Here is an 18734-nt window from a genome sequence, read left to right as displayed (position 1 = left end):
CGGGCTCTAATTGGCCGTTCAAGGCCAGGATGCGAGGTGCGGATGTGCGGTCTCGGGCGTGGGAACTCCAGGTCGGGACCGTCGGGTTCCAGCATCATCCCGATGTTCAACGCGGCAGGGTGTCTCGCTTGGCCCGGCTGAGGAGGACGGCGAAGGCGCGGGGGGTGAGGGTGAGGTGGCCTGCGTCGGGGGCTTTGCTGTCCCTGATGGCGATCGCGTGGGGAAAGGCGGCCAGCTCGACGCACTGGCCGCCGGTTTCGTCGCTGCGAGTGGATCTGCGCCATGGAAACAGGGCGAGTTCCACGCAGTGGCCCCCAGTCTCGTCGCTATGTGTGGATTTGCGCCAGGGAAGACGGGCGACTTCCACGCACTGCTCGGAAGTTCCCTGGGTGCTTTGGCTGCTCTTGCGCCACACGGGGCGGTCTTCCGTCACAGCGTCTCCTACCTCGTTCCGTGTCCGCAGGCGACTGGGTCAGTGTGGGAGTCTGTCCAGTTTGGCGCGGGTGAGGAGGTCGGCGAAGGCGTGGGGGGTGAGGGTGAGGTGGCCTGCGTCGGGGGCTTTGCTGTCCCTGATGGCGACCGCGTGGGGGAGCGCGGCCAGTTCAACACACTGGCCGCCGGTCTCGTCGCTGTGAGTGGACTTGCGCCAAGTGATCATTTCATCAGTCCTAGCATGTGCTTGATCAGCGTCCTCGACTGGTCCTCCGGAAGCGCAAGCGCCCCAATTCGGTCATAGCTTACGCCGAACTCTCGGATTTCCGGAGGGCGTTCGACCAGCCGCCCCATGCGTCCCGACTCCAGGTAAGCGACCTCGGAGTCTCGCGTGGTCATGAGGCTGAGCGAGCCACTCACTCCCGGCCATCCTGCTGAAACGGGAAAGATGCGCAGGCTTACATGCTCGAACTCCATCATTCGGAGCAGGTGGGAAAGTTGACCGGACATCACTTCTGGCCCACCCACCTGCCACCACAGGACCGTTTGCGCGAGTATCACCCAGAGGTGGGGTGGGTTCGCCTCGTACAGGCGTTCCTGCCGCTGTAGGCGATCTTTCACGGCGCTCTCGACGTCCTCAACCACGCCGCCTCTTCGGAACAACGCGCGAGCATAACTCTCGCTCTGGAGCAGACCGAACACGACGTCGGATGTGTAGTTCCTGATGGACGTGGCGTCGCGCTCGTACTGCAGGAAGGCGCCTACGCGTGGGCGGTCGTGGCCGTCCTTGGCGTGTTCGGCTAGAGATGTCAGTAATCCTGCCGTCCTCCATGCCTCGTCCAGCGGAGCAAGGTTGGCCTGGTGAGGTCGCCGGCGGCCCGCCTCCCAATTTGAAACATGCGACCGGGAGGCGTTCGCCACCTCCCCGACCTGCTGGCACGTCCAACCATGGTGCAGGCGGAGAAGTCGCAGCTGAACGGCCACGAGGTCCCAGAGTGATGATCGCGGATCGAGAGAGTCGTGGCTTTCCATTGCTGATCCTCCCGGAGATCGTTTGTTTTCGGTGCCGGTGAAAGTGTGGCCAAAATAACCCGGGGATCCCACTGTTGTCTCGACAAGCCAGTGAAAAGAGGGTGGTGGAAATGGCGTTAGATGCCGTGGATGCGGGTGAGGTGGACATTTCTTGTCTGGCTGACCGGACCGTGCCGGGGATGGTGCCGACGGGGGTCGGGTTGCGGCTTTCGGAATGGAGGCTCGGGGTGGTGGCTGACAGCGTTCTGCTGATCGTCGCGGAGCTCGTCACCAATGCCGTGCGGGTCGCGGGGGAGCGGGAGATCCGGGTCAGGTGCGTGCGAGAGGTTCGGGGCGTTCTGGTGGCCGTGTGGGATCCGGCTGAGGAGAGGCCGGTGACTCGGCCGCTGATGGGGCCGGGGGACATCGGGGCGGACGCTCGGGCGCTAGACGACGGGTATGACGACGGGACCGGCGGGTGGGGGTTGCCGCTTGTGCAGGCGCTGGCGTCCGCGTGCGGGGTGACCGGGACCGCGCCCGGCAAGTGGGTGTGGGCGAGGGTCTCGTGCTGAGGCGGAGGCGCAGGGCCGTCCGGTATCTGGATCTGCTGGCGCTTGCGGTCGGGGCGCTCGGGTGGCGGTGCGTGAAGCTCTATGGGCGCGAGTTCCCTACGCCGCTCCTCTGGGTGTACGCGAGTGGGGTCGCGGAAGACGTGGGCGTGGTCGTGAGGGCACGGGCCGTTGGCGGTGCGTGGGTTTACCAGGACGTCCAGCGCGGGCGCGTCCTCTTTCCTTGCGGGGACGCCAAGGCTGCGGCGGAGCGGGTCGACTCTGTTCTGAAAGGGCGGTTGTTTCCGGCTACGTGGTGAGGCGGTGGCGTAGGCGGCGGATGTTGCGTTGGATCAGGGTTTCCTGGAGGGCCACCGCTGCCAGGGCCAGGGCTGCTTCGGCGCCGGCCTGGGCTATCTCCTCGGGGGTCGGCGGGGCTGCCGGTTCCGTGGACGGGTCGTGGCGCAGGTCCTCGAGGTCGCCGACTATGTGCGCCGGGGTGTTCTGGAGGGTGGCCAGGTCTTCTTCGGCCCATTCAGCTAGGCGGGCCTGCCATTCGGGTGGGGCGGCGACCTTGTTGCCGCGCTTGGCACGTGACTGGAAGCGGGCCGTGACGGCCTGGCGGATCAGGTCGGCGTTCTGGCCGCTCCAGGACGTCTGGCGTATGGCCGCGTTCATGGACGACAGGACCAGTGTCTCCGGGGCCGTCAGGCCCGTGTGGGCGCGGTCGGTGGGCATGGTGGGCGGCTCGGCGAAGGAGGGGAGGTCGATCGCCTCGGCGAAGCGTTGCCACAGGAGGTGCGGGGGTTTGCCGGGGGTGGTGACGACGCTGACGCGGGTGGCGCCTGCGTCCGACCAGCGTTGGGCCAGGCCGCCCAGGTGGAACGCTCGCCACAGGTGGGCGGACCGGTCGGTCTCGATGTGGTCCCGGCCCCTCTCGCGCTCGGCGGCCAGGCCGGTCAGGTAGCGCTCGAAGCTCACCGAGCGGCCGTTGCGGATGTGCTGCTGCCAGAGGGAGGGCAGGGCCCAGCCCAGGTTGCGGGCCGTGATCACGACCTCGACCTCGTCGGCGCCCAGCGCGTCGAGAAGGCGGTGGATCGCGGGGGTCCGGATGACCGAGAGGGCCTCGGCGGACAGGAGGGCTGTGCCGGGCCTCGACTTCACGTCGTCCAGCAGGGTCTGCCAGGAGGAGGTCTCTTCGGACGCGCGGTCTTGCGAGACCCAGGGGAACTCCGTTCCCAGCAGGCCGTAGCTCGCCCATTCGTGGTTGGCGACGGTCCGCTTGCCCCGGGCCCAGTCAGGGCTGACGGGGTAGCGGACGCCCGCCTTGACGAGTGCGTCGGCGTTCGCCTGGAGCACGTGTTGCAGGAACGTCGTGCCCGACTTCTGCACGCCGATGTGAAGGATGATCCTCGCCGCCACCCGGGCACTCCCTCCGCGACCTGTCGGTCACGAAGGGTAGTGGCCCGGACGGCTCAGGCGTGGGAGGTGGTGATGGGCTTGCCGAGGGCGCCGCCGCTGGTCCACTTGGAGAAGGGGAGCTGCCAGTAGCCCCAGCCGTTCGTCCACTGGAGGCTGCGCTTGGTGCCGGTGATGGTGACGAGGTCGCCCCGGTAGGACCAGTGGAAGAACCACTGCGCGTCGTTGGCGGGCGAGCGCACGCAGCCGTGGCTGCAGTTGCGGTTCCCGAGGCAGGTCGGGTCGTCCATGTTCTGGTGGATGTACTCGCCGCTGTTGGAGATGCGGGTCGCCCACGGGACCTTCTCGTCGTACCAGCCGGGGTCGCCCTTCTTCTTGCCGGGCGGGCGCATGCGCTCCAGGCGGACGTGGTCCATGGTCAGGTGGACGCCGCTGGTGGTGAGCAGGTGGTCGACGCCGTCGCCCTGGACGTCGCCGCCGCTGCCGAGGCTGACGCCCCAGGTGCGGACGGTCTGGCCGTTCTTCTTCACGACGGCGCGGTGCGTCCTGGCGTTGATGTTGACGACGTGGGAGTCGCCGATCTTGAAGGTGCGGACCGTGTCGCGGTCGCCGAAGACGTTGTCACCGATCTTCAGGCCGGCGAAGTGGACCTTGACGGTGACGGTCTGGCGCGCCTTCCACGGGTGCTTGGGACGGAAGACGACCGAGGGCAGCCCGTTGAAGGACTCGCCCGCGCTCAGCCAGCGCCAGGCGCCCTCGGTGGGCGTCGTCGAGGAGATCTCGATGGCGCGCTCGATGGCGGGCTTGGCCTTCTCCGGGACGGCCTTGTTGAACTGCACGAAGACCGGCATCCCGGTGCCGACCGTCTCGTTCTGGCTCGGCACGACGTTGTTCACGCGGGTGGCGGCGGTCGAGCGGGTGGTACGGAAGGCGCTCGTCGCGGTGACGGACTTGCCCTTGTCGGACGTCGCCGTGGCCGACACCTGGTAGCTGCCGCCGGGTTGCAGCGTCCAGTTCGAGCGCCACTTGGTCTTGTCGGACGACAGGCTGCCGGGGACGTCGACGCCCTTGAGCTTCACCGAGACGTCGCCGAGCTTGCCGCCCGCGGCCATCACGGTGACGCCCTGGTCGGGACGTGCCTTGCCGTCGCCGTTCGCCGGGGCGATCGTCACCTGGGGGGCGCCGTCGTCCCCCTTCGTGGTCGTCCCGCCGCCGCCGTCGCCACCGCCGCTGCTCCCGCCGCACGCGGTCGCCAGGCCCAGGACGAGGGCCATCACCAACGCCTTACCTCGCACCGTTCTCCCTCAACAGCCCGCCGGGTCCCGCGCGACGCGGGTCCGGCAACAAGATCGAATACGGAACGGCCTTTATTCCGCCCCGCCCGGAGGCGGGACGGCCGGTCTCGGCGTCCGACTCACCTATAGACGTCCATGGTCTCGCAGAGGTTCGCATGCGGTGACCACTTCGCATGATCTTTCTGAGGCCACGGTCGTGCGGGGGGCCGTGGGAAACGTCCCGTCGATCTTCTCTTCAAGACTGCGGCGGCCCCGGTTAAAAGCGGCGATTTGCGTTCTGACCAGGTGCGATGCTGATCCCTGGCCGCCTGCGACGGCCCCGCAAGGTGCTTGTCTGTGAAGGGGACGCGCGATGAGAGCCCAGGGGCTGAGTTTCTCCGTCGACTCCGGCGCGGTCCCTCCGGAACTCCTATCGGCGGGCGGCCGGCGGGTCGCTCCGCGAAGGGCGCGGATTCTGGCCGGGCTGTGCCCGGCGGGCCTCGCCGTACTGGACGGCTGGACGATGGGCTTCGCCGTGTCCCTCACCGGGGGCGGCGCCCTACCGGGCCTCGCCGCCTTAACGGTCGTGGCGCTCAACGGCGCGGGCGGGCTGTACCGGGCGCGCCGCGCCCCGTCCCTGCTCGCCGACGCGCCGCCGCTCCTTCTCCGCACGCTGCTCGTCTGCGGGATCGCGGCGCTGCTGCGGGCGGACGCCCCGGCCTGGCTGTGGACGGCGGCCCTGTGCGGGACGGTGCAGCTCGGCACGCGCGGGTTCGTGAACGCGACGGTCCGGACGTACCGGAGCCGCCGCACCCGGGCCCGCTCCGCGCTGGTCGTCGGGACGGGCGGGACCGCCGCGCACGTGCTCGACGTGCTGCGCGAGCGCGGCGATCTCGGGCTCGCGGTGGCCGGGCAGGTGTCCGCGGGAGATCCGGAGGGGCCTCCGGGCGCGGCGCCGGTCCTCGGGGAGACCGCCGACCTCCCGTCGATCGTCGAGGCGCACGGGATCGAGACGCTGGTCGTCGTCGCCGAGGACGTGCCGCCCGACCGGCTGGACGCGGTGCTGCGGATGTCGTTCGGGCTGCCCTGCGAGACGCTGCTCGTCCAGCCGCCGTCGGATGTCGTCCCGGTGGCCCAGGGGCGGCGCGAGTACCTCGCCGGGCTGCCGTGCGCGCGGGTCGAGTGGGGTCTGCGGGGCCCTGCGGCCCGCTGCGCCAAGCGCGTGCTCGACGTCGTGGTGGCGTCCCTCGTCCTTGTGCTCGCGCTGCCGCTGCTCGCGGCGTGCGCGATCGCCGTGCGGGCCGAGGGCGGCCCCGGCGTGCTGTTCCGGCAGCGGCGGATCGGGCTCGGCGGCGAGGAGTTCGTCCTGCTGAAGTTCCGGACGCTGAAGCCCGCGGACGAGCGTGAGGCCGACACTCGCTGGACCGTCAAGGACGACGAGCGGATGGGCCGGGTCGGCCGGTTCCTGCGCGCCACGTCGCTGGACGAGCTTCCGCAGCTGTGGAACGTCATCCGCGGCGACATGAGCCTCGTCGGGCCGCGCCCGGAGCGGCCCCACTTCGTGGAGCAGTTCTCGCGCACCTGCCCCGGCTACACGGCGCGGCACCGCGTCCCGGCCGGGATGACGGGCTGGGCGCAGATCCACGGGTTCCGGGGCGACACCTCCATCGAGCTGCGGGCGAGGCTCGACAACCACTACATCGACCACTGGTCGTTCACCGGCGACCTGAAGATCTTGCTGCTGACGGCGCGGGCGATGCTCTTCCGGGACCCCGCATGACGACGCACGCCGCCGCCGTCCTCTTCCTGGCCAGGCCGCTGCCGAGGCGTCCGAGCCTGCTGATCGCGGTGACCGTGGCGTGCGCGGGGATCCCGCCCGGCGCGCAGGGCCTCGGGGCCGGCCCGCAGGCCACCGCGGGGGACCTCGCCAGTGCCGTGCTCGTGCTCGTCGCGGTCGGGATGCTGGTCACGGGCCGGGCGCGGATGCCGCGCCGGGCCCTTCCGGCGTTCGGGCCGCTGGTCGCGGCGCTCGCGATCAGCACCGTGCACTCGGCCGACATCGGCACCAGCCTCGCCGGGTTCGTCCGCGACCTCCAGGTCTTCGTGCTGGTGCCGCTCGCCGTCGTCGTGCTCGTCCGGGACCGGCGCGACCTCGCGACCGTCTGCTGGGCGGTGCTCGGCCTCGGCCTCGCGGAGGCGGTGTACGGGATCTGGCAGGCGGTCACCGGGAACGGCGCGTCGATGGGCGGCCAGAACATCCGCGCGGTCGGGACGTTCGGCGCGCTCGACGTGATGGCCATGTCGATCGTCGTCGGGTTCGCGTTCCTCGTGCTGACCGCGTTCGCGCTGACGGCGCCCGGGCACGGTGCCGCCGCCGTCCCGGCCGCCCTCGCCGGGATCGCCGTCCTCGGCGCCGCGCTGGCGCTGGCGCTCAGCCGCGGGACGTGGATCGCGCTCGGCGCCGCCGCCGTCCTCACCCTGGTGCTGTTCGACCGGTGGACGGCCGTCAAGGTGCTGACCTGCTGCGGCGCGCTGATGCTCGTCCTGCTCGGCGCCGCGGGCGGCGGGTCGCAGGCCGTCGTCGAGCGGGCGAAGTCGACGGTGGGCTCGGTCAGCCACCCGGACCAGTCCGTGGACGACCGGTACAACCTGTGGGCGGCCGCCGTCAGGATCTGGGAGGACCACCCGGTCACCGGCGTCGGGGTGAAGAACTTCCCGGCCTACCGCGACACCTACGCCACGATCGAGCTGTCGTCCGGCAGCGAGACCGACGACCCCGTGAACGGGTACGTCCGGCAGCCGCTCCTGTCGCCGCACAACGAGTACCTGCTGTTCCTGTCCGAGCAGGGCGTGGTGGGCCTCGCCGGGTTCGCCGCGCTGCTCGCCGCGATCGTCGCCGGGCTGTGGACGCGCCGCGACGCCCGCGACCCGTTCTGGCTCGCGAGCGTCGCGCTGCTGGCGTTCCTGCTGATCAACTTCCTGTACGCGGACCTGGGCGGGCCCACGTGCGCGCTCGTCGGCGTCATCCTCGGCCTCACGGCGGCACGCGCGTTCGGGTCGGTCGAAGCCTCCTCAACTCTTCCCGGGAGGACGCCGTGACCGAGCGCAGCGAGCGTCTCCCCTCCGGTTCGGTGGGACGGGCCGCGATCGTGTCGGGGGTGCTCATCGCCGCGGGCACCGGGCTGGGGTTCCTGCGCGACCTCGTGATGGCGGACCTGTTCGGCGCCAGCGGCAGCACGGACGCGTTCCTCGTCGCCTGGACGATCCCCGAGACCGTCTCGCCGCTGCTGATCGAGGACGCCATGGCCCTGCTCATGGTCCCCGTCGTCACGCGGCTCCTCGCCGGCGGAAACGGCCTGCGCCCCCTCGTCGGCACGGCCCTGCCCCGCATGGTGCTCGGCCTGTCGGCGGTCGCCGGGGCGCTCGCGGTCGCGGCGCCCGCCGTGGTGGACGCCCTCGCGCCCGGGCTCGCCGAGCAGGGCCCGGCCGTCCAGTGCGTCCGGCTCACGGCGGTCACCGTCGTGACGTTCGGCGTCGCGGGCTTCATGAGCGCGACGCTGCGCGCCCACCACCGGTTCGGGCCGCCCGCCGCCATCTACCTCGCCTACAACGTCGGCATCCTCGCGCTGATCGCGGGCCTGTCCGGCGCGGTCGGCATAACCAGCGCGGCGGTCGGCGTCGCCTGCGGAAGCTTCCTGATGGTCGCGGTGCAGCTCCCGGCGTTCCTGCGCTGCCTGCGGGGCGCGCCCGGGGAACGGGGCGCGGCGCCGTCCGGGAACGTGGACGTGCGGCTCGGGCTGGCGGCCATCGCGCCCATCGTCGTCTACACGGTCACGCGCCAGTCGCAGGTGTTCGTGGAGCGGTTCCTCGGGGCCGGGCTGGCCGCCGGGTCGATCTCGCACCTGAACTACGCGCAGAAGGTCGCGCAGGTGCCGATGGTGCTGTCCCTGCTGATCGTGACGGTGACGTTCCCGAGGCTCGCCCGCGCGTCGGCGGACGGGGACACCGCGCAGGTCGCCCGCCGCATCCGGCAGGACCTCGCCGTCGCGAGCGCGATGGTGCTGGCCGCGACCGCGTTCCTGGTCGCGTGCGCGCCGGCCGTCATCCGGGTGCTGTTCGAGCACGGCGAGTTCACGTCCGCCGACACCGCGAGCACCGCGGCCATCCTGCGCGTGTACGCGCTCGGCCTGTGGGGGCAGACGACCGTCGGCCTCGCCGCCCGCGCGTTCTTCGCGCAGAAGAAGCCGACCTGGCGCCCGGCGGGCGTGCTCGCCGTGGGGCTGGCCGCCACGGCCGCGATCGGCGGCGCGTTCGCCGCGTCCGCCGGGACGCTCGCGCTGGCCGCCGCGAACGCCTCCGGGATCACCCTCGCCGCCGTCCTGATGCTGGCCGGGCTGCGGCGCGGCGTCGCGCCCGTCCCGCTGCGCCGGATCGCCGCCGACGTGTCGCGGCTCGCGCTCGCCGCCGCGGGTGCCTGCGCCGCGGGCGCCTGCGCGGTGGGGATGCTCGCCGCCGGGGCCCCGGGCACGCCCGCGCTCGTCCGGACGGTGGTCGGCGGCCTCGCGGTCGCCGCGGTCTTCGCCGTCCTCGCCGTCCTGGCGGGCCCAGACCTTGTTGCTCCATGGATCGCTTCACGGCCGCTCGGTGGGCGCCACCGGCGTGGCCGCACCGAATCGGGGGACAGCAGTGAGCAAGCCGACAGAACCCACCTCTCTCACGGAACCGACCGAACCGGCCCAGCTGCCAGGACCGAGGCGGACGGCCGAGGGCATACGGCACGCGCCGCCGGTACTGATGTACCACTCGGTCGACCACTTCGATGAGGACCCGCACCTGGTGACGGTGTCGCCCGCGCGGTTCGGGCGGCAGATGGCGTGGATGCGGGCGCGCGGCCTGCGCGGCGTCGGCATGCGCGAGCTGCTGGACGCGCACGCCGCCGGACGTTCCCGCGGCCTGGTCGGGCTCACCTTCGACGACGGGTACGCCGACTTCGCGACCCGGGCCGTCCCCGCGCTGGTGCGGTACGGGTTCGGTGCGACGGTGTTCGTCGTGTCCGGGCGGATCGGCACCTACAACGCCTGGGACGACGGCCCGCGCAAGCCGCTCATGACGGCCGAGCAGATCCGCGCCGTCGCCGACGTCGGCATGGAGGTCGCCTCCCACGGCCGCCACCACGTCTCACTCCCCGAGACGGACGACACCGAGCTGCGCGAGGAACTGGAGGAGAGCCGCGCCGTCCTGGAGGACCTCGTCGAGGGCCCCGTCACCGGCTTCGCCTACCCCTACGGGCACGCCACCGCCCGCGAGGTCGAGGCCGTGCGCGCCGCCGGATACGACTACGCGTGCGACATCCGGCCCGAGGAGCCTGGACGGCACGCCCTTCCGCGCACCTACGTCGGCGACCGGGACGGCCCGCTGCGGCTCCGCGTCAAGCTCGTCCGCCACGAGCTGCGCCGGAGGAGCCGCGTGTGACCCGGGTCCTGCACGTCATCACCGGGCTGGAGCATGGCGGCGCCGAACGCCAGCTCGCGCTGCTGCTGCGCCACCTGCCGGTCTCGTGCGAGGTCGCGACCCTCACCCGGGCCGGCGCCCTCGGCGCGGAGATCCGCCGCTCGGGCGTGCCCGTCCACGAGATCGGCATGCGCGGCAACCGGGACCTCGGGGCGCTGCCCCGGCTCGCCCGGCTGATCCGCCGGGGGCGGTACGACGTCGTCCACACCCATCTCTACCGGGCGTGCGTGTACGGCCGGATCGCCGCGCGCATGGCCGGGACGCCCCGCGTCATCGCCACCGAGCACTCGCTCGGCGAGGGCCACATCGAGGGGCGGGCCACGACGCGCGGCGTCCGGGCCCTGTACCGGGCGACCGAGCGGCTCGGGTCCGCGACCGTCGCGGTGTCGCCCGCCGTCGCCGCCCGGCTCCGCGCCTGGGGCGTGCGGCCCGGCCGGATCGTCATGATCCCGAACGGCGTCGACGCCGCCGCGTTCGCGTTCGACCCGGCCCGCCGGGCCGCGACGCGCCGCCGCCTCGGCATCGGCCTGGACGAGCCCGTCGTCGGCGGCCTCGGGCGGCTCGTCCCGACCAAGCGGTTCGACCTGCTGGTCGACGCGGTCGCGCGGATGGACGGCGTCCGGCTGTTGCTCGTCGGCGCGGGCCCGGCCCGGGACGCGCTCGCCCGGCAGGCCCGCGAGCGCGGCGTCTCCGGCCGCGTGGTGTTCGCCGGGGCGACGTCGGACGTCGCGGGCGCCCTCGCCGCCATGGACGTGCTCGCCGCGCCGTCCGTCCAGGAGACGTTCGGGCTCGGCGTCCTGGAGGGGCTGGCCGCCGGGCTGCCCGTCCGCTACACCGCCTGCCCCGCCCTCGACCGCCTCCCGCCCGGCGACGCCCCGGACGCCCGCCGCCTGCCCTCCGACGCCGGCGCCTGGACCGCCGAACTCGCGCGCGTCCTGCGCGAACCCCGCGACCGGACGCGGGTGCCGCCGGCCGTCGCCCGCTACGCCGTCGCCGAGCGGGCCGCCGAGCTCGCCCGGCTCTACCGCCCCGGCCCGTTCGCCGGCGGGGCCGAACCGATACGAGAAAGGGCTCAAGATGCAGCGACGTGACGCCAGGAGGAGGCCGCCGAGACCGCCGAGATCGGTGCGGCGGGCCGGCCGGCTCGGCCCGGCCGCCCGGCGCCTGCGCGGATGGTCCATCGCGGCGGCCCGGCGCTTCGGCCTGCCCGTCGCGTTCGTGCTCGCCGGGTTCCTCGGCGGGCTCGGCTACGCCGTGTTCGCGCCCACCACCTACACGGCGACGGCGTTCGTCCTTGTCGTGGACGCCGGGGAGGGCCAGTCCGGCCCCGCGGCGGTCAGCTTCGCGCAGGCGTTCGGGCGGCTCGCGCCGCTCCCGGAGACCCTCGCCTACTCCTCGCTCCCGCTGCCGGACGGGGAGAGCGGCTCCACCCGCGCGCACATCCAGGCGTCCACCTCGCCGGACACCCCGCTGATCAAGCTCGCGGGCAGCGGCCGGACGGCCCGCGAGGCCGCCGCGTTCGCCAACGCCGCCGCCGACGCGCTCGTCCGGTACGGGACGTCCCACCGCTCCGACACCGGCGTCCGCGTCGCGCTGATGACGCTCGCCGAACCGCCGGCCGAGCCGTCCTCGCCGAACCTGCCGCTCGGCGTCGCCGTCGGCACCGCGTCCGGGATCCTGCTCGCCGGGCTCGCCGCCGCCGTCATGAGCGGACGGCGCGGGCGGGCCGGCCGCCGGGAGAGGGGCCGCCTCCCCGCGGCGGCGGGAACGGCCGCCCTTCCCGGTCCCGTCCCCACCGGCCGCGTGGAGGTGGGGTCGTGACCGTGACCGCGCCCTCCCGGCTCGCCGCCCCCGGCGCCTCCGCCGAGTGGACGGCCGAGGTGCACCGGGAAGAACAGGCCCTCATCGCCCTGGCCGACGACCTGCGCGACCTCTACGACCGCAGCCCGGCCGCGACGCCCTTCCAGACCTACGAGTGGATCAAGTCGTGGTGGGGCTGGTACGGGACGCGCGGGCGGCTGCGCCTCGCCACCGTCCGGTGCCGCGGCCGGCTCGTCGCGGCGGCGCCGCTGGCGGCGGGCGTCCGGCACGGGTTCCCCGTGCTCGTCCCGATCGCCGCGGACCAGAGCGACTTCACCGACGTGCTCCTCGACCCGGCCTACGCCGACGGCGCCGTCCGGCACCTCGCCCGGGCCCTGCTGGACGAGCGCGGATGGTGCGCGCTCGACCTGCGGGAGGTCCGCCCCGGCTCGGCGGCGCACCTGGTGGCGGCGCGGTGGCCGCGGCGGGCGTGGCGGACGCCGTCGTCGGTGTGCCTCGAACTGCCCGCCGGCGACTCCGGCTCCGAGACGGGCATCGACGCCGTCCTGGACCGGCTCCCGCGCCGCACCGCCGGGAAGATGCGCGCCAAGCTCCGCAAGATCGACGTGCGCGGCATCACGGCCGAGAGCGTCCCGGCGGACCGCGTCCCGGACGCCGTGCACGCGCTGCTCGACCTGCACACCCGGCAGTGGCGGGGCCGCCCGATCAACCCCGAGCACACCCGCGAGCGGTTCCGCCGCCATCTCGCCGAGGCGGCCGCCGGGATGGTCCGCGACGGGCGCGCCGCCGTCCTGCAGTACCGGTGGGACGACCGGCTCGTCGCCGGCGACCTCGTCCTGATCGGGCACCGCCACGTCGGCGCCTACCTGTACGGGGCGCTCCCCGACCTGCGGTCCCGCGTGGACGTCTCGCTGATGATGCTGCGCGAGGACCTCGCCCTCGCCCGGGACCGGCACCGGCAGAGCGTCAGCCTGCTGCGCGGGGACGAGCCGTACAAGCTGAAGTGGCGGCCGACGCCCGTCCGGAACGAGCGGATCATCCTCGGGCGGACCGCCGCGGCCACCGCCTACGCCGGGCTCGCCCGGACCCGCGCGTACCTGTCGGAGCGGCGGCGCGGCGGGCCGGGGACGCCCGCCGGACCGTCCGGGAGCCCGTCCCCGCTGCTCCATGACTGACCCGCGGGACGGCACCCCGCTGCGGATCCTGCACGTCAGCCAGCCGAACGCGGGCGGGGTCGCCGTCTACGTCGGGCAGGCGGCCGGCGACCAGCGCCGGCGCGGCTGGGAGGTGGCGGTCGCCTGCCCGCCGGGCGGCGATCTGCCCGAGCGGTGCATGGCGGCGGGGGTGCCCTGGCTCAACTGGGACGCCGGGCGCGCACCCGGCCCCCGCACCCTGCTGGAGGCGCTCAGTCTCCGCCGCCTGGTGAAGGGATTCGCCCCGGACGTGGTCCACCTGCACTCCTCGAAGGCGGGCCTGGCCGGGCGGCTGCTGCGCCGCCCCCTCGGCACGCCCACGATCTTCCAGCCGCACGGCTGGTCGTGGCTCGCCGCCACCGGGCGGCTGGACGCCCTCAGCCGCCGGTGGGAACGCGTCGGGGCCAGGTGGAGCGACGCCCTCGTCTGCGTCGGGATCGGCGAGCTGCGCGAGGGCATGCGCGCGGGCGTGCGCGGGCCGTACCGGCTCGTCCGCAACGGCGTCGACCGGCGCCGGTTCGCGCCCGCCGACGCCGCCGCGCGCGTCGCCGCCCGGACCCGGCTCGGCCTGGAGGCCGCCGTGCCGCTCGCGGTGTGCATCGGGCGGCTGACCCGGCAGAAGGGGCAGGACGTCCTGGTCGCGGCGTGGCCGGGCGTCACCGCGCGCTGCCCGGCCGCCCAGCTCGCCATCGTCGGGGACGGCGAGGACCTGGACCGGCTGCGCCGCGAGCGCGTGGCCGGGGTCCGGTTCGTCCCCGCCGTGGAGGACCCGCGCGATTGGCTCTCGGCGTCCAACCTCATCGTGCTGCCGTCCCGGTGGGAGGGCCTGCCGCTGACCGCGCTGGAGGCGCTGGCCACCGGGCGCCCCCTCGTCGGGACGGACATCCCGGGCATCACCGAGGTCGTCCGCCCGGGGCTGGGCGCGCTGGTGCCCATGGAGGACCCCGGCGCGCTCGCCGAGGAGATGGCCGGGCGGCTGCTGTTCCCCGGGATCGCCGAGCGGGAGGGGCGCGCGGCGGCCGCCGCGTCCGCCGCCTACGACATCGGCCGGACGGTGGCGCTCCTCGCGGCCGTCACCCGCGACGTCGCCGGGTTCGGGGAGACTCCCGCGGAGGCCCTGGTGGACGCGCGGGCGGTGGCGGGAGGCGCCGTCCACGGCGGCGTCACCGGCTTGGCGGGCGGCTTCGAGGGAGGCTTCGAGGGAGGCTTCGGGGGCGGCTTGATCGACGGCTTGCTGGAGGGCGCCGTGGGCGGGGCCGGCGGTGTCGGCGGGGTCGGCGGAGAGGGCGCCGGCTCGGCCGAAGCCGGGGCCGCCGGGGTCGTCGGCACGGCGGGCGCGGAGGCGGCCGGCGTCGGGGTGAACGGTCCCTTGCCCGGTGGCGGCGGGGCGGTCACGCCACCGAACAGCTCCCGGTAGGCGGCGGAGGAGCGCGGGTTGCCGCCGCCGCACGACCAGACCCCGTGCGGGCAGTAGTCGGTGATCGACTGGTAGACGACGTCGTGCGACATGATCCAGTCGTGCATCCCCCGGACATAGGCCGGATTGTCGGAATTGCGAAACAGGCCCCATTCGGGAAAGGACAAGGGCTTGCCGTGCGCGGTCGCGAACTCCGCCTGCTCGCGCAGCCCGTACGGCTCGTCAACGAAATCCTGGAATGACTTTCCCTCGGGTTGGTCATAACTGTCGGAACCCATGATGTCGACGACGTCGTCACCCGGATAGCACTCCGTCCACGGGATCGCGTCCCGCCCTCGCGACGGCGCGAAATCGAAACGGAAACGCGCGCCCCGCACGCCGCGCATGGTGCCGACGATCCTGCGCCAATACGCCTTCCACGCCGACGGATCCGGGGCGCACCGCCCGGCGTAGACCTCCCCGTTCATCTCCCAGCCGAGGACGATGACCGCGTCGCCCACGCCCAGAGAGACCAGCCGCCGGGCGAGCGTCCGGTAGTGGTGGTCGAACGTGCCGCGCGCGCCGCCGCGCAGCAGCGAGGCCAGCACCGGCACCGGGATCCCCGCCTCGTTCGGCGCCATCATCGGGACGTTGACCACCAGCATGCGGCGCTGGTCGGCGGCCTTCCAGTGCGCCCACGCGGCCAGCATCCCCCGCGGCCCCTCGATCGCCGGCCAGTCGTCGCCCGGCAGGTAGGTGCGCCCGACCGTCACCGTCGAGCCGAGCCAGCGCTCGAACCGGGCCACCCGGGCCACGCCCTCCGGACCCGACCCCAGAAACGCCCCCAACGGCACATGTGCCGTCCATCGGTGAATTGCCCGGGGCTGCTGCCACGTCACCAGTGCCGACGCCATCAGCGCGAACAACACCACGGATGCGGCCAGAATAGGAGGGAGCGGACACCAGAACGGCGACCTTTTCCGCCGGGGTTCGAACGGCCGTCCTGCCGAATGGATATCCGCAGCTCGCATGCGTATCGTATGCCCTCGGGCGCCCGCCGCGAAAAAGCCGGCCGGGTGGAAATGTGAAAATTTACCGTGGGGAAGGGATGCCGTGCGCCGCGATACGAGGGAATGGGCCTGAACGAATGTTCTTCGACAGCCGGCCGCGGGCCGCCCAGCCCCGCAACGCGCGCCTCGACCCGGGCCTTCCCGTCCTGCTGCTGCGCACCGACCGCAACCTGTTCCACCACGGCACCCTCGCGGCGATCCGCAGCCTCGGCCGCGCCGGGGTCCCCGTCCACGCGATCCTGGAGGGGCGCGGCAACCCCTCGTCCCGGTCCCGCTACCTGTACCGGGGGCACCCCTGGGGCCCGCCCGCCGCGAAGCCGGGCGAACTGCTGCTCCACCTGCGGGCCGTCGGCGAGCGGATCGGCCGCCCCGCGCTCCTCGTCCCGATGGACGACGCGGGGGCGATCTTCGTCGCCGAGCACGCGGACGGCCTCGCCCCCCACTTCGTCTTCCCCCGCCAGGACCCCGGCGTCCCTCGCGGCGTCGCCGACAAGGCCCGGCTGCTGGAGGCGTGCCACCGGTACGGCGTCCCGTGCCCGCCGAGCCTGACGCCGGAGTCGGACGCCGACATCGACGAGGCCGCCGCCGCGCTCGGCCTGCCGCTGATCGCCAAGTGGGCGCGGCCGTGGCGGCTGCGCCCCGGCATGCGCAGCACCACGCTGGTGCCCACGCTCGGCGAGCTGCACCGGCTCTTCGCCGCCACCCGCGACCGCGACCCGGGCGGCGACGCGGGCCCGCTGATCCTGCAGCGGCGCATCCCGCCGGCGGGCGGCGACTGGTTCTTCCAGGGCTACTTCGACGAGAACGGCGACTGCCTGTTCGGCGGGACCGGCCGCAAGCACCTCGCGCACCCGCCGCAGGCCGGCCACACGGTCGCGGGCGAATGGGTCGCCAGCCCCGAGCTCGAACGCCACGCGGTCCGGATCGTCCGGCTGCTCGGCTGCCGCGGGCTCGTCGACCTCGACTTCCGGTTCGACGCGGGCGCCGGCGTCCACCACCTGCTGGACTTCAACCCCCGCATCGGGGCCCAGTTCCGGCTGTTCACCGACGGGAACGGCCTCGACCTCGCGCGCGTCCTGCACCTGCACCAGTCGGGCCGTCCCGTCCCCGACGCGCGGCCCGCCCCCGGCCGCAACCTGCTCGTCGAGAACCACTACCTCGCGCGGTCGGCCCGGCGCCCGCGCCACGAAAGGCCTCCGCGTCCCGCGCAGCCACCGCGCCCGCTGCGCGAGGCCCTGCGCCCGCTGCGGGAGACCCTCCGCCCGCTGCGGGAGGCCGACGAGTTCGCCTGGTACGCGGGCGACGACCTGCCGCCCTTCCTCGCCATGGGGCGGCGCAGCGCGCTCCGCGCGGTCGAACGGCTCCGCACCAGGTAACACCACGCACACACGGGGGGAATGGAACATGAGCGACTCGGCCAGCGACGTCGTCATCGCCGGCGCCGGGCCCTACGGCCTGTCGACCGCGGCCTACCTGCAGAACCTCGGGCTCGACGTCCGGGTCATCGGCGAGCCGATGCGGTTCTGGGACGCGAACATGCCGCTCGGCATGTACCTGAAGTCGGAGCCGTTCGCCTCCGACCTCGGGGCGCCGCAGGCGGGCCTGCGGTTCACCGACCGACACCCGGGCTGGCGGATCGGGCAGCCGATCCCGCTGGAGACGTTCGTTGAGTACGGGCGCTGGTTCGCCGCCGAGGCCGTCCCGGGCACCGAGGACGCGCAGGTCGTGAACGTCGAGCAGGGCATCGCGGGCGGCTACCTCGTCACGCTGTCGTCCGGCGAGGCGATCGCCGCGCGCGCGGTCGTCGTCGCGGTCGGCGTCGGGCCGTTCGCGCACATCCCGGAGCAGCTGGCGGGCATGCCGTCCTGGCTCGTCTCGCACAGCAGCGCCCACAGCGACCTCGGCCTGTTCACCGGCAAGGAGGTCGCGGTCGTCGGCGCCGGGCAGTCCGCGCTGGAGACGGCGGTGCTGCTGGCCGACGCGGGGGCACGGCCGCACCTGATCGCCCGGCGCCGCGTCCTGGACTGGAACACCGTCCCCGAGGAGCACCGGTCGCCGCGCGACCTGCTGCGTGAGGGCCCGCGGTCCGGGCTCGGCACCGGCTACCGGACGTGGCTGTGGGCGGAGCGGCCCGGGATCGTCCGGTACCTGCCGGAGCGCACCCGGCGGCGGATCGTCCGCGAGACGCTCCCGCCGGCGGGCGCCTGGTGGCTGCGCGACCGGCTGGACGAGCGGATCCGGGTCTCGACGGGCCGCATGCTCGCCAAGGCCGTCGAGCAGGACGACGGCGTCTCCCTCACCACCACCGACCATGAGGGGCGCCGCCTCGTCACGGAGGTCGAGCACGTCATCGCCGCCACCGGGTTCGTGCCCGACGTCGAGCGGCTGACCCTGCTCGCGCCCGAGCTGCGCGACCGCATCACGACCCGGCTCGGCTCGCCGGTGCTCAGCCGCGACTTCGAGGCGTCCACGCCCGGGCTCTACTTCGCCGGGCTCGCCGCCGCCTCCACCTTCGGGCCGGTCATGCGGTTCGTGCACGGCGCCGACTTCGCCGCGCGGCGGATCGCGCACCACATCGTCCGGCGGACGCCGCGCGTGCGGGTGCCGGCGAGCCGCCCGGCGGGCTTCCTGGAGCCGGGAACCTCCTCCCAGCGGTGAAGGATCCTCCTCCGGGCCGGCGGTGCGCCTCAGGGCGCCCGCCGGCCTCCGGCTTTCCGGGACCGGCCGGTCGTCACCCCCAGGGCGGCCGTGCCCGGCGGCGCGCGCGCTCGGCCCTGGCGACGGCCACGGACCACTGCAGGCGCGAGTAGAGCGTCCACGCGCCGCACCGGCCGCGCGCGGGCGCCGCGTCCTGAGCGGTGGAAACGGCGGAGAGCATGATCAGGTCGGCGTCGGCGCGGGTGACGAACCGGCGGGTCTCGCGCCTGGGGCGCTGGGAGCGCGCGGGCAGCAGGCGCGCCATCGCGGACGAGGGATCGATCATCGGAGGCTCCTCGCTGAACGGTCAGGAGTGACCGCCTGTTCACTGAATGTAGCGCACCGATACCGTCCGCCATGCT

General features: G+C 73.7%; 18 protein-coding genes and 1 pseudogene. 12 read left to right on the top strand and 7 right to left on the bottom strand.

All coding sequences use genetic code 11. The features are described from left to right. Positions 1-106: 106 nt before the first annotated feature. Genes BJY14_RS18205 through BJY14_RS18195 form a run of 3 tightly spaced genes read right to left on the bottom strand, consistent with a single transcriptional unit; the run spans position 107 to position 1464 of the window. A complete protein-coding gene (locus tag BJY14_RS18205) occupies positions 107-433 on the bottom strand; it encodes a DUF397 domain-containing protein (protein WP_179844713.1) in 327 nt (108 codons plus the stop codon). A gap of 39 nt (positions 434-472) precedes the next feature. After that, complete coding sequence (locus BJY14_RS18200; RefSeq protein ID WP_179844712.1) at positions 473-658, bottom strand: DUF397 domain-containing protein; 186 nt, start codon at positions 656-658, stop codon at positions 473-475. After that, positions 655-1464, bottom strand: coding sequence for a helix-turn-helix domain-containing protein (locus BJY14_RS18195; protein WP_179844711.1), 810 nt, complete (start codon positions 1462-1464; stop codon positions 655-657). Before BJY14_RS18195 ends, BJY14_RS18200 begins: the two co-directional genes overlap by 4 nt. A 227-nt stretch (positions 1465-1691) precedes the next feature. Here BJY14_RS18195 and BJY14_RS18190 point away from each other — a divergent pair, with 227 nt between their 5' ends. Continuing rightward, complete coding sequence (locus BJY14_RS18190; protein ID WP_179844710.1) at positions 1692-2015, top strand: ATP-binding protein; 324 nt, start codon at positions 1692-1694, stop codon at positions 2013-2015. Positions 2016-2300: 285 nt separating this feature from the next. Here the strand turns inward: BJY14_RS18190 and BJY14_RS18185 are convergent, their stop codons facing one another. Then, positions 2301-3413 (bottom strand): hypothetical protein, encoded by a 1113-nt coding sequence (locus tag BJY14_RS18185; RefSeq protein WP_179844709.1) that lies wholly within the window; start codon positions 3411-3413, stop codon positions 2301-2303. Between the two features lie 53 nt (positions 3414-3466). After that, a complete protein-coding gene (locus BJY14_RS18180; protein WP_246395968.1) occupies positions 3467-4684 on the bottom strand; it encodes a L,D-transpeptidase in 1218 nt (405 codons plus the stop codon). A gap of 373 nt (positions 4685-5057) precedes the next feature. On the opposite strand from BJY14_RS18180, the gene BJY14_RS18175 reads away from it, so the two are divergent. From BJY14_RS18175 to BJY14_RS18145, 8 genes are read left to right on the top strand one after another with little or no spacing between them, the layout of a single operon-like run. Continuing rightward, on the top strand, positions 5058-6464 hold the full coding sequence (locus BJY14_RS18175) for an exopolysaccharide biosynthesis polyprenyl glycosylphosphotransferase (RefSeq protein ID WP_179844708.1): 1407 nt from the start codon (positions 5058-5060) through the stop codon (positions 6462-6464). Then, positions 6461-7783 carry an O-antigen ligase family protein gene (locus BJY14_RS18170; protein ID WP_179844707.1) on the top strand — a complete coding sequence of 441 codons (1323 nt, stop codon included), beginning with the start codon at positions 6461-6463 and terminating at the stop codon, positions 7781-7783. The genes BJY14_RS18175 and BJY14_RS18170 overlap by 4 nt, the downstream gene beginning before the upstream one ends. Next, a complete protein-coding gene (locus BJY14_RS18165) occupies positions 7780-9507 on the top strand; it encodes a lipid II flippase MurJ (RefSeq protein WP_312879296.1) in 1728 nt (575 codons plus the stop codon). Before BJY14_RS18170 ends, BJY14_RS18165 begins: the two co-directional genes overlap by 4 nt. Beyond that, on the top strand, positions 9479-10156 hold the full coding sequence (locus tag BJY14_RS18160) for a polysaccharide deacetylase family protein (RefSeq protein WP_179844706.1): 678 nt from the start codon (positions 9479-9481) through the stop codon (positions 10154-10156). The genes BJY14_RS18165 and BJY14_RS18160 overlap by 29 nt, the downstream gene beginning before the upstream one ends. Beyond that, positions 10153-11286 (top strand): glycosyltransferase, encoded by a 1134-nt coding sequence (locus BJY14_RS18155; protein WP_179844705.1) that lies wholly within the window; start codon positions 10153-10155, stop codon positions 11284-11286. The genes BJY14_RS18160 and BJY14_RS18155 overlap by 4 nt, the downstream gene beginning before the upstream one ends. Further along, positions 11273-12016: a YveK family protein gene (locus BJY14_RS44465; RefSeq protein ID WP_218905476.1), complete on the top strand. Its 744-nt coding sequence runs from the start codon at positions 11273-11275 to the stop codon at positions 12014-12016. The genes BJY14_RS18155 and BJY14_RS44465 overlap by 14 nt, the downstream gene beginning before the upstream one ends. Further along, complete coding sequence (locus BJY14_RS46555; protein WP_218905474.1) at positions 12013-13191, top strand: GNAT family N-acetyltransferase; 1179 nt, start codon at positions 12013-12015, stop codon at positions 13189-13191. The genes BJY14_RS44465 and BJY14_RS46555 overlap by 4 nt, the downstream gene beginning before the upstream one ends. Further along, entirely contained in the window at positions 13184-14626 is a 1443-nt protein-coding gene (locus BJY14_RS18145) for a glycosyltransferase (RefSeq protein WP_179844703.1), read from the top strand. Before BJY14_RS46555 ends, BJY14_RS18145 begins: the two co-directional genes overlap by 8 nt. A gap of 239 nt (positions 14627-14865) precedes the next feature. Here BJY14_RS18145 and BJY14_RS47725 read toward each other — a convergent pair. Then, positions 14866-15093 (bottom strand): annotated as a pseudogene (locus tag BJY14_RS47725) (glycosyl hydrolase); the annotation flags it as partial. A gap of 82 nt (positions 15094-15175) precedes the next feature. Between BJY14_RS47725 and BJY14_RS18140 the strand changes: the two are divergent. From BJY14_RS18140 to BJY14_RS18130, 3 genes are all read left to right on the top strand, one after another. Continuing rightward, positions 15176-15361: a hypothetical protein gene (locus BJY14_RS18140; protein ID WP_179841657.1), complete on the top strand. Its 186-nt coding sequence runs from the start codon at positions 15176-15178 to the stop codon at positions 15359-15361. A gap of 391 nt (positions 15362-15752) precedes the next feature. After that, positions 15753-17051: a carboxylate--amine ligase gene (locus BJY14_RS18135; protein ID WP_179844702.1), complete on the top strand. Its 1299-nt coding sequence runs from the start codon at positions 15753-15755 to the stop codon at positions 17049-17051. A gap of 28 nt (positions 17052-17079) precedes the next feature. Further along, the gene (locus tag BJY14_RS18130; protein ID WP_179844701.1) at positions 17080-18333 is read left to right on the top strand and encodes an NAD(P)-binding domain-containing protein; all 1254 of its coding nucleotides are present in this window, start codon (positions 17080-17082) and stop codon (positions 18331-18333) included. A 73-nt stretch (positions 18334-18406) separates the two neighbouring features. Here the strand turns inward: BJY14_RS18130 and BJY14_RS18125 are convergent, their stop codons facing one another. After that, complete coding sequence (locus BJY14_RS18125) at positions 18407-18658, bottom strand: hypothetical protein (protein WP_179844700.1); 252 nt, start codon at positions 18656-18658, stop codon at positions 18407-18409. Between the last annotated feature and the right edge of the window lie 76 nt (positions 18659-18734).

This window comes from Actinomadura luteofluorescens, from assembly GCF_013409365.1.
In the GTDB taxonomy this organism is placed as follows: domain Bacteria; phylum Actinomycetota; class Actinomycetes; order Streptosporangiales; family Streptosporangiaceae; genus Spirillospora; species Spirillospora luteofluorescens.
Note: the sequence above shows the minus strand (reverse complement) of the source record. Positions and strands in the feature narration are given on the sequence as shown.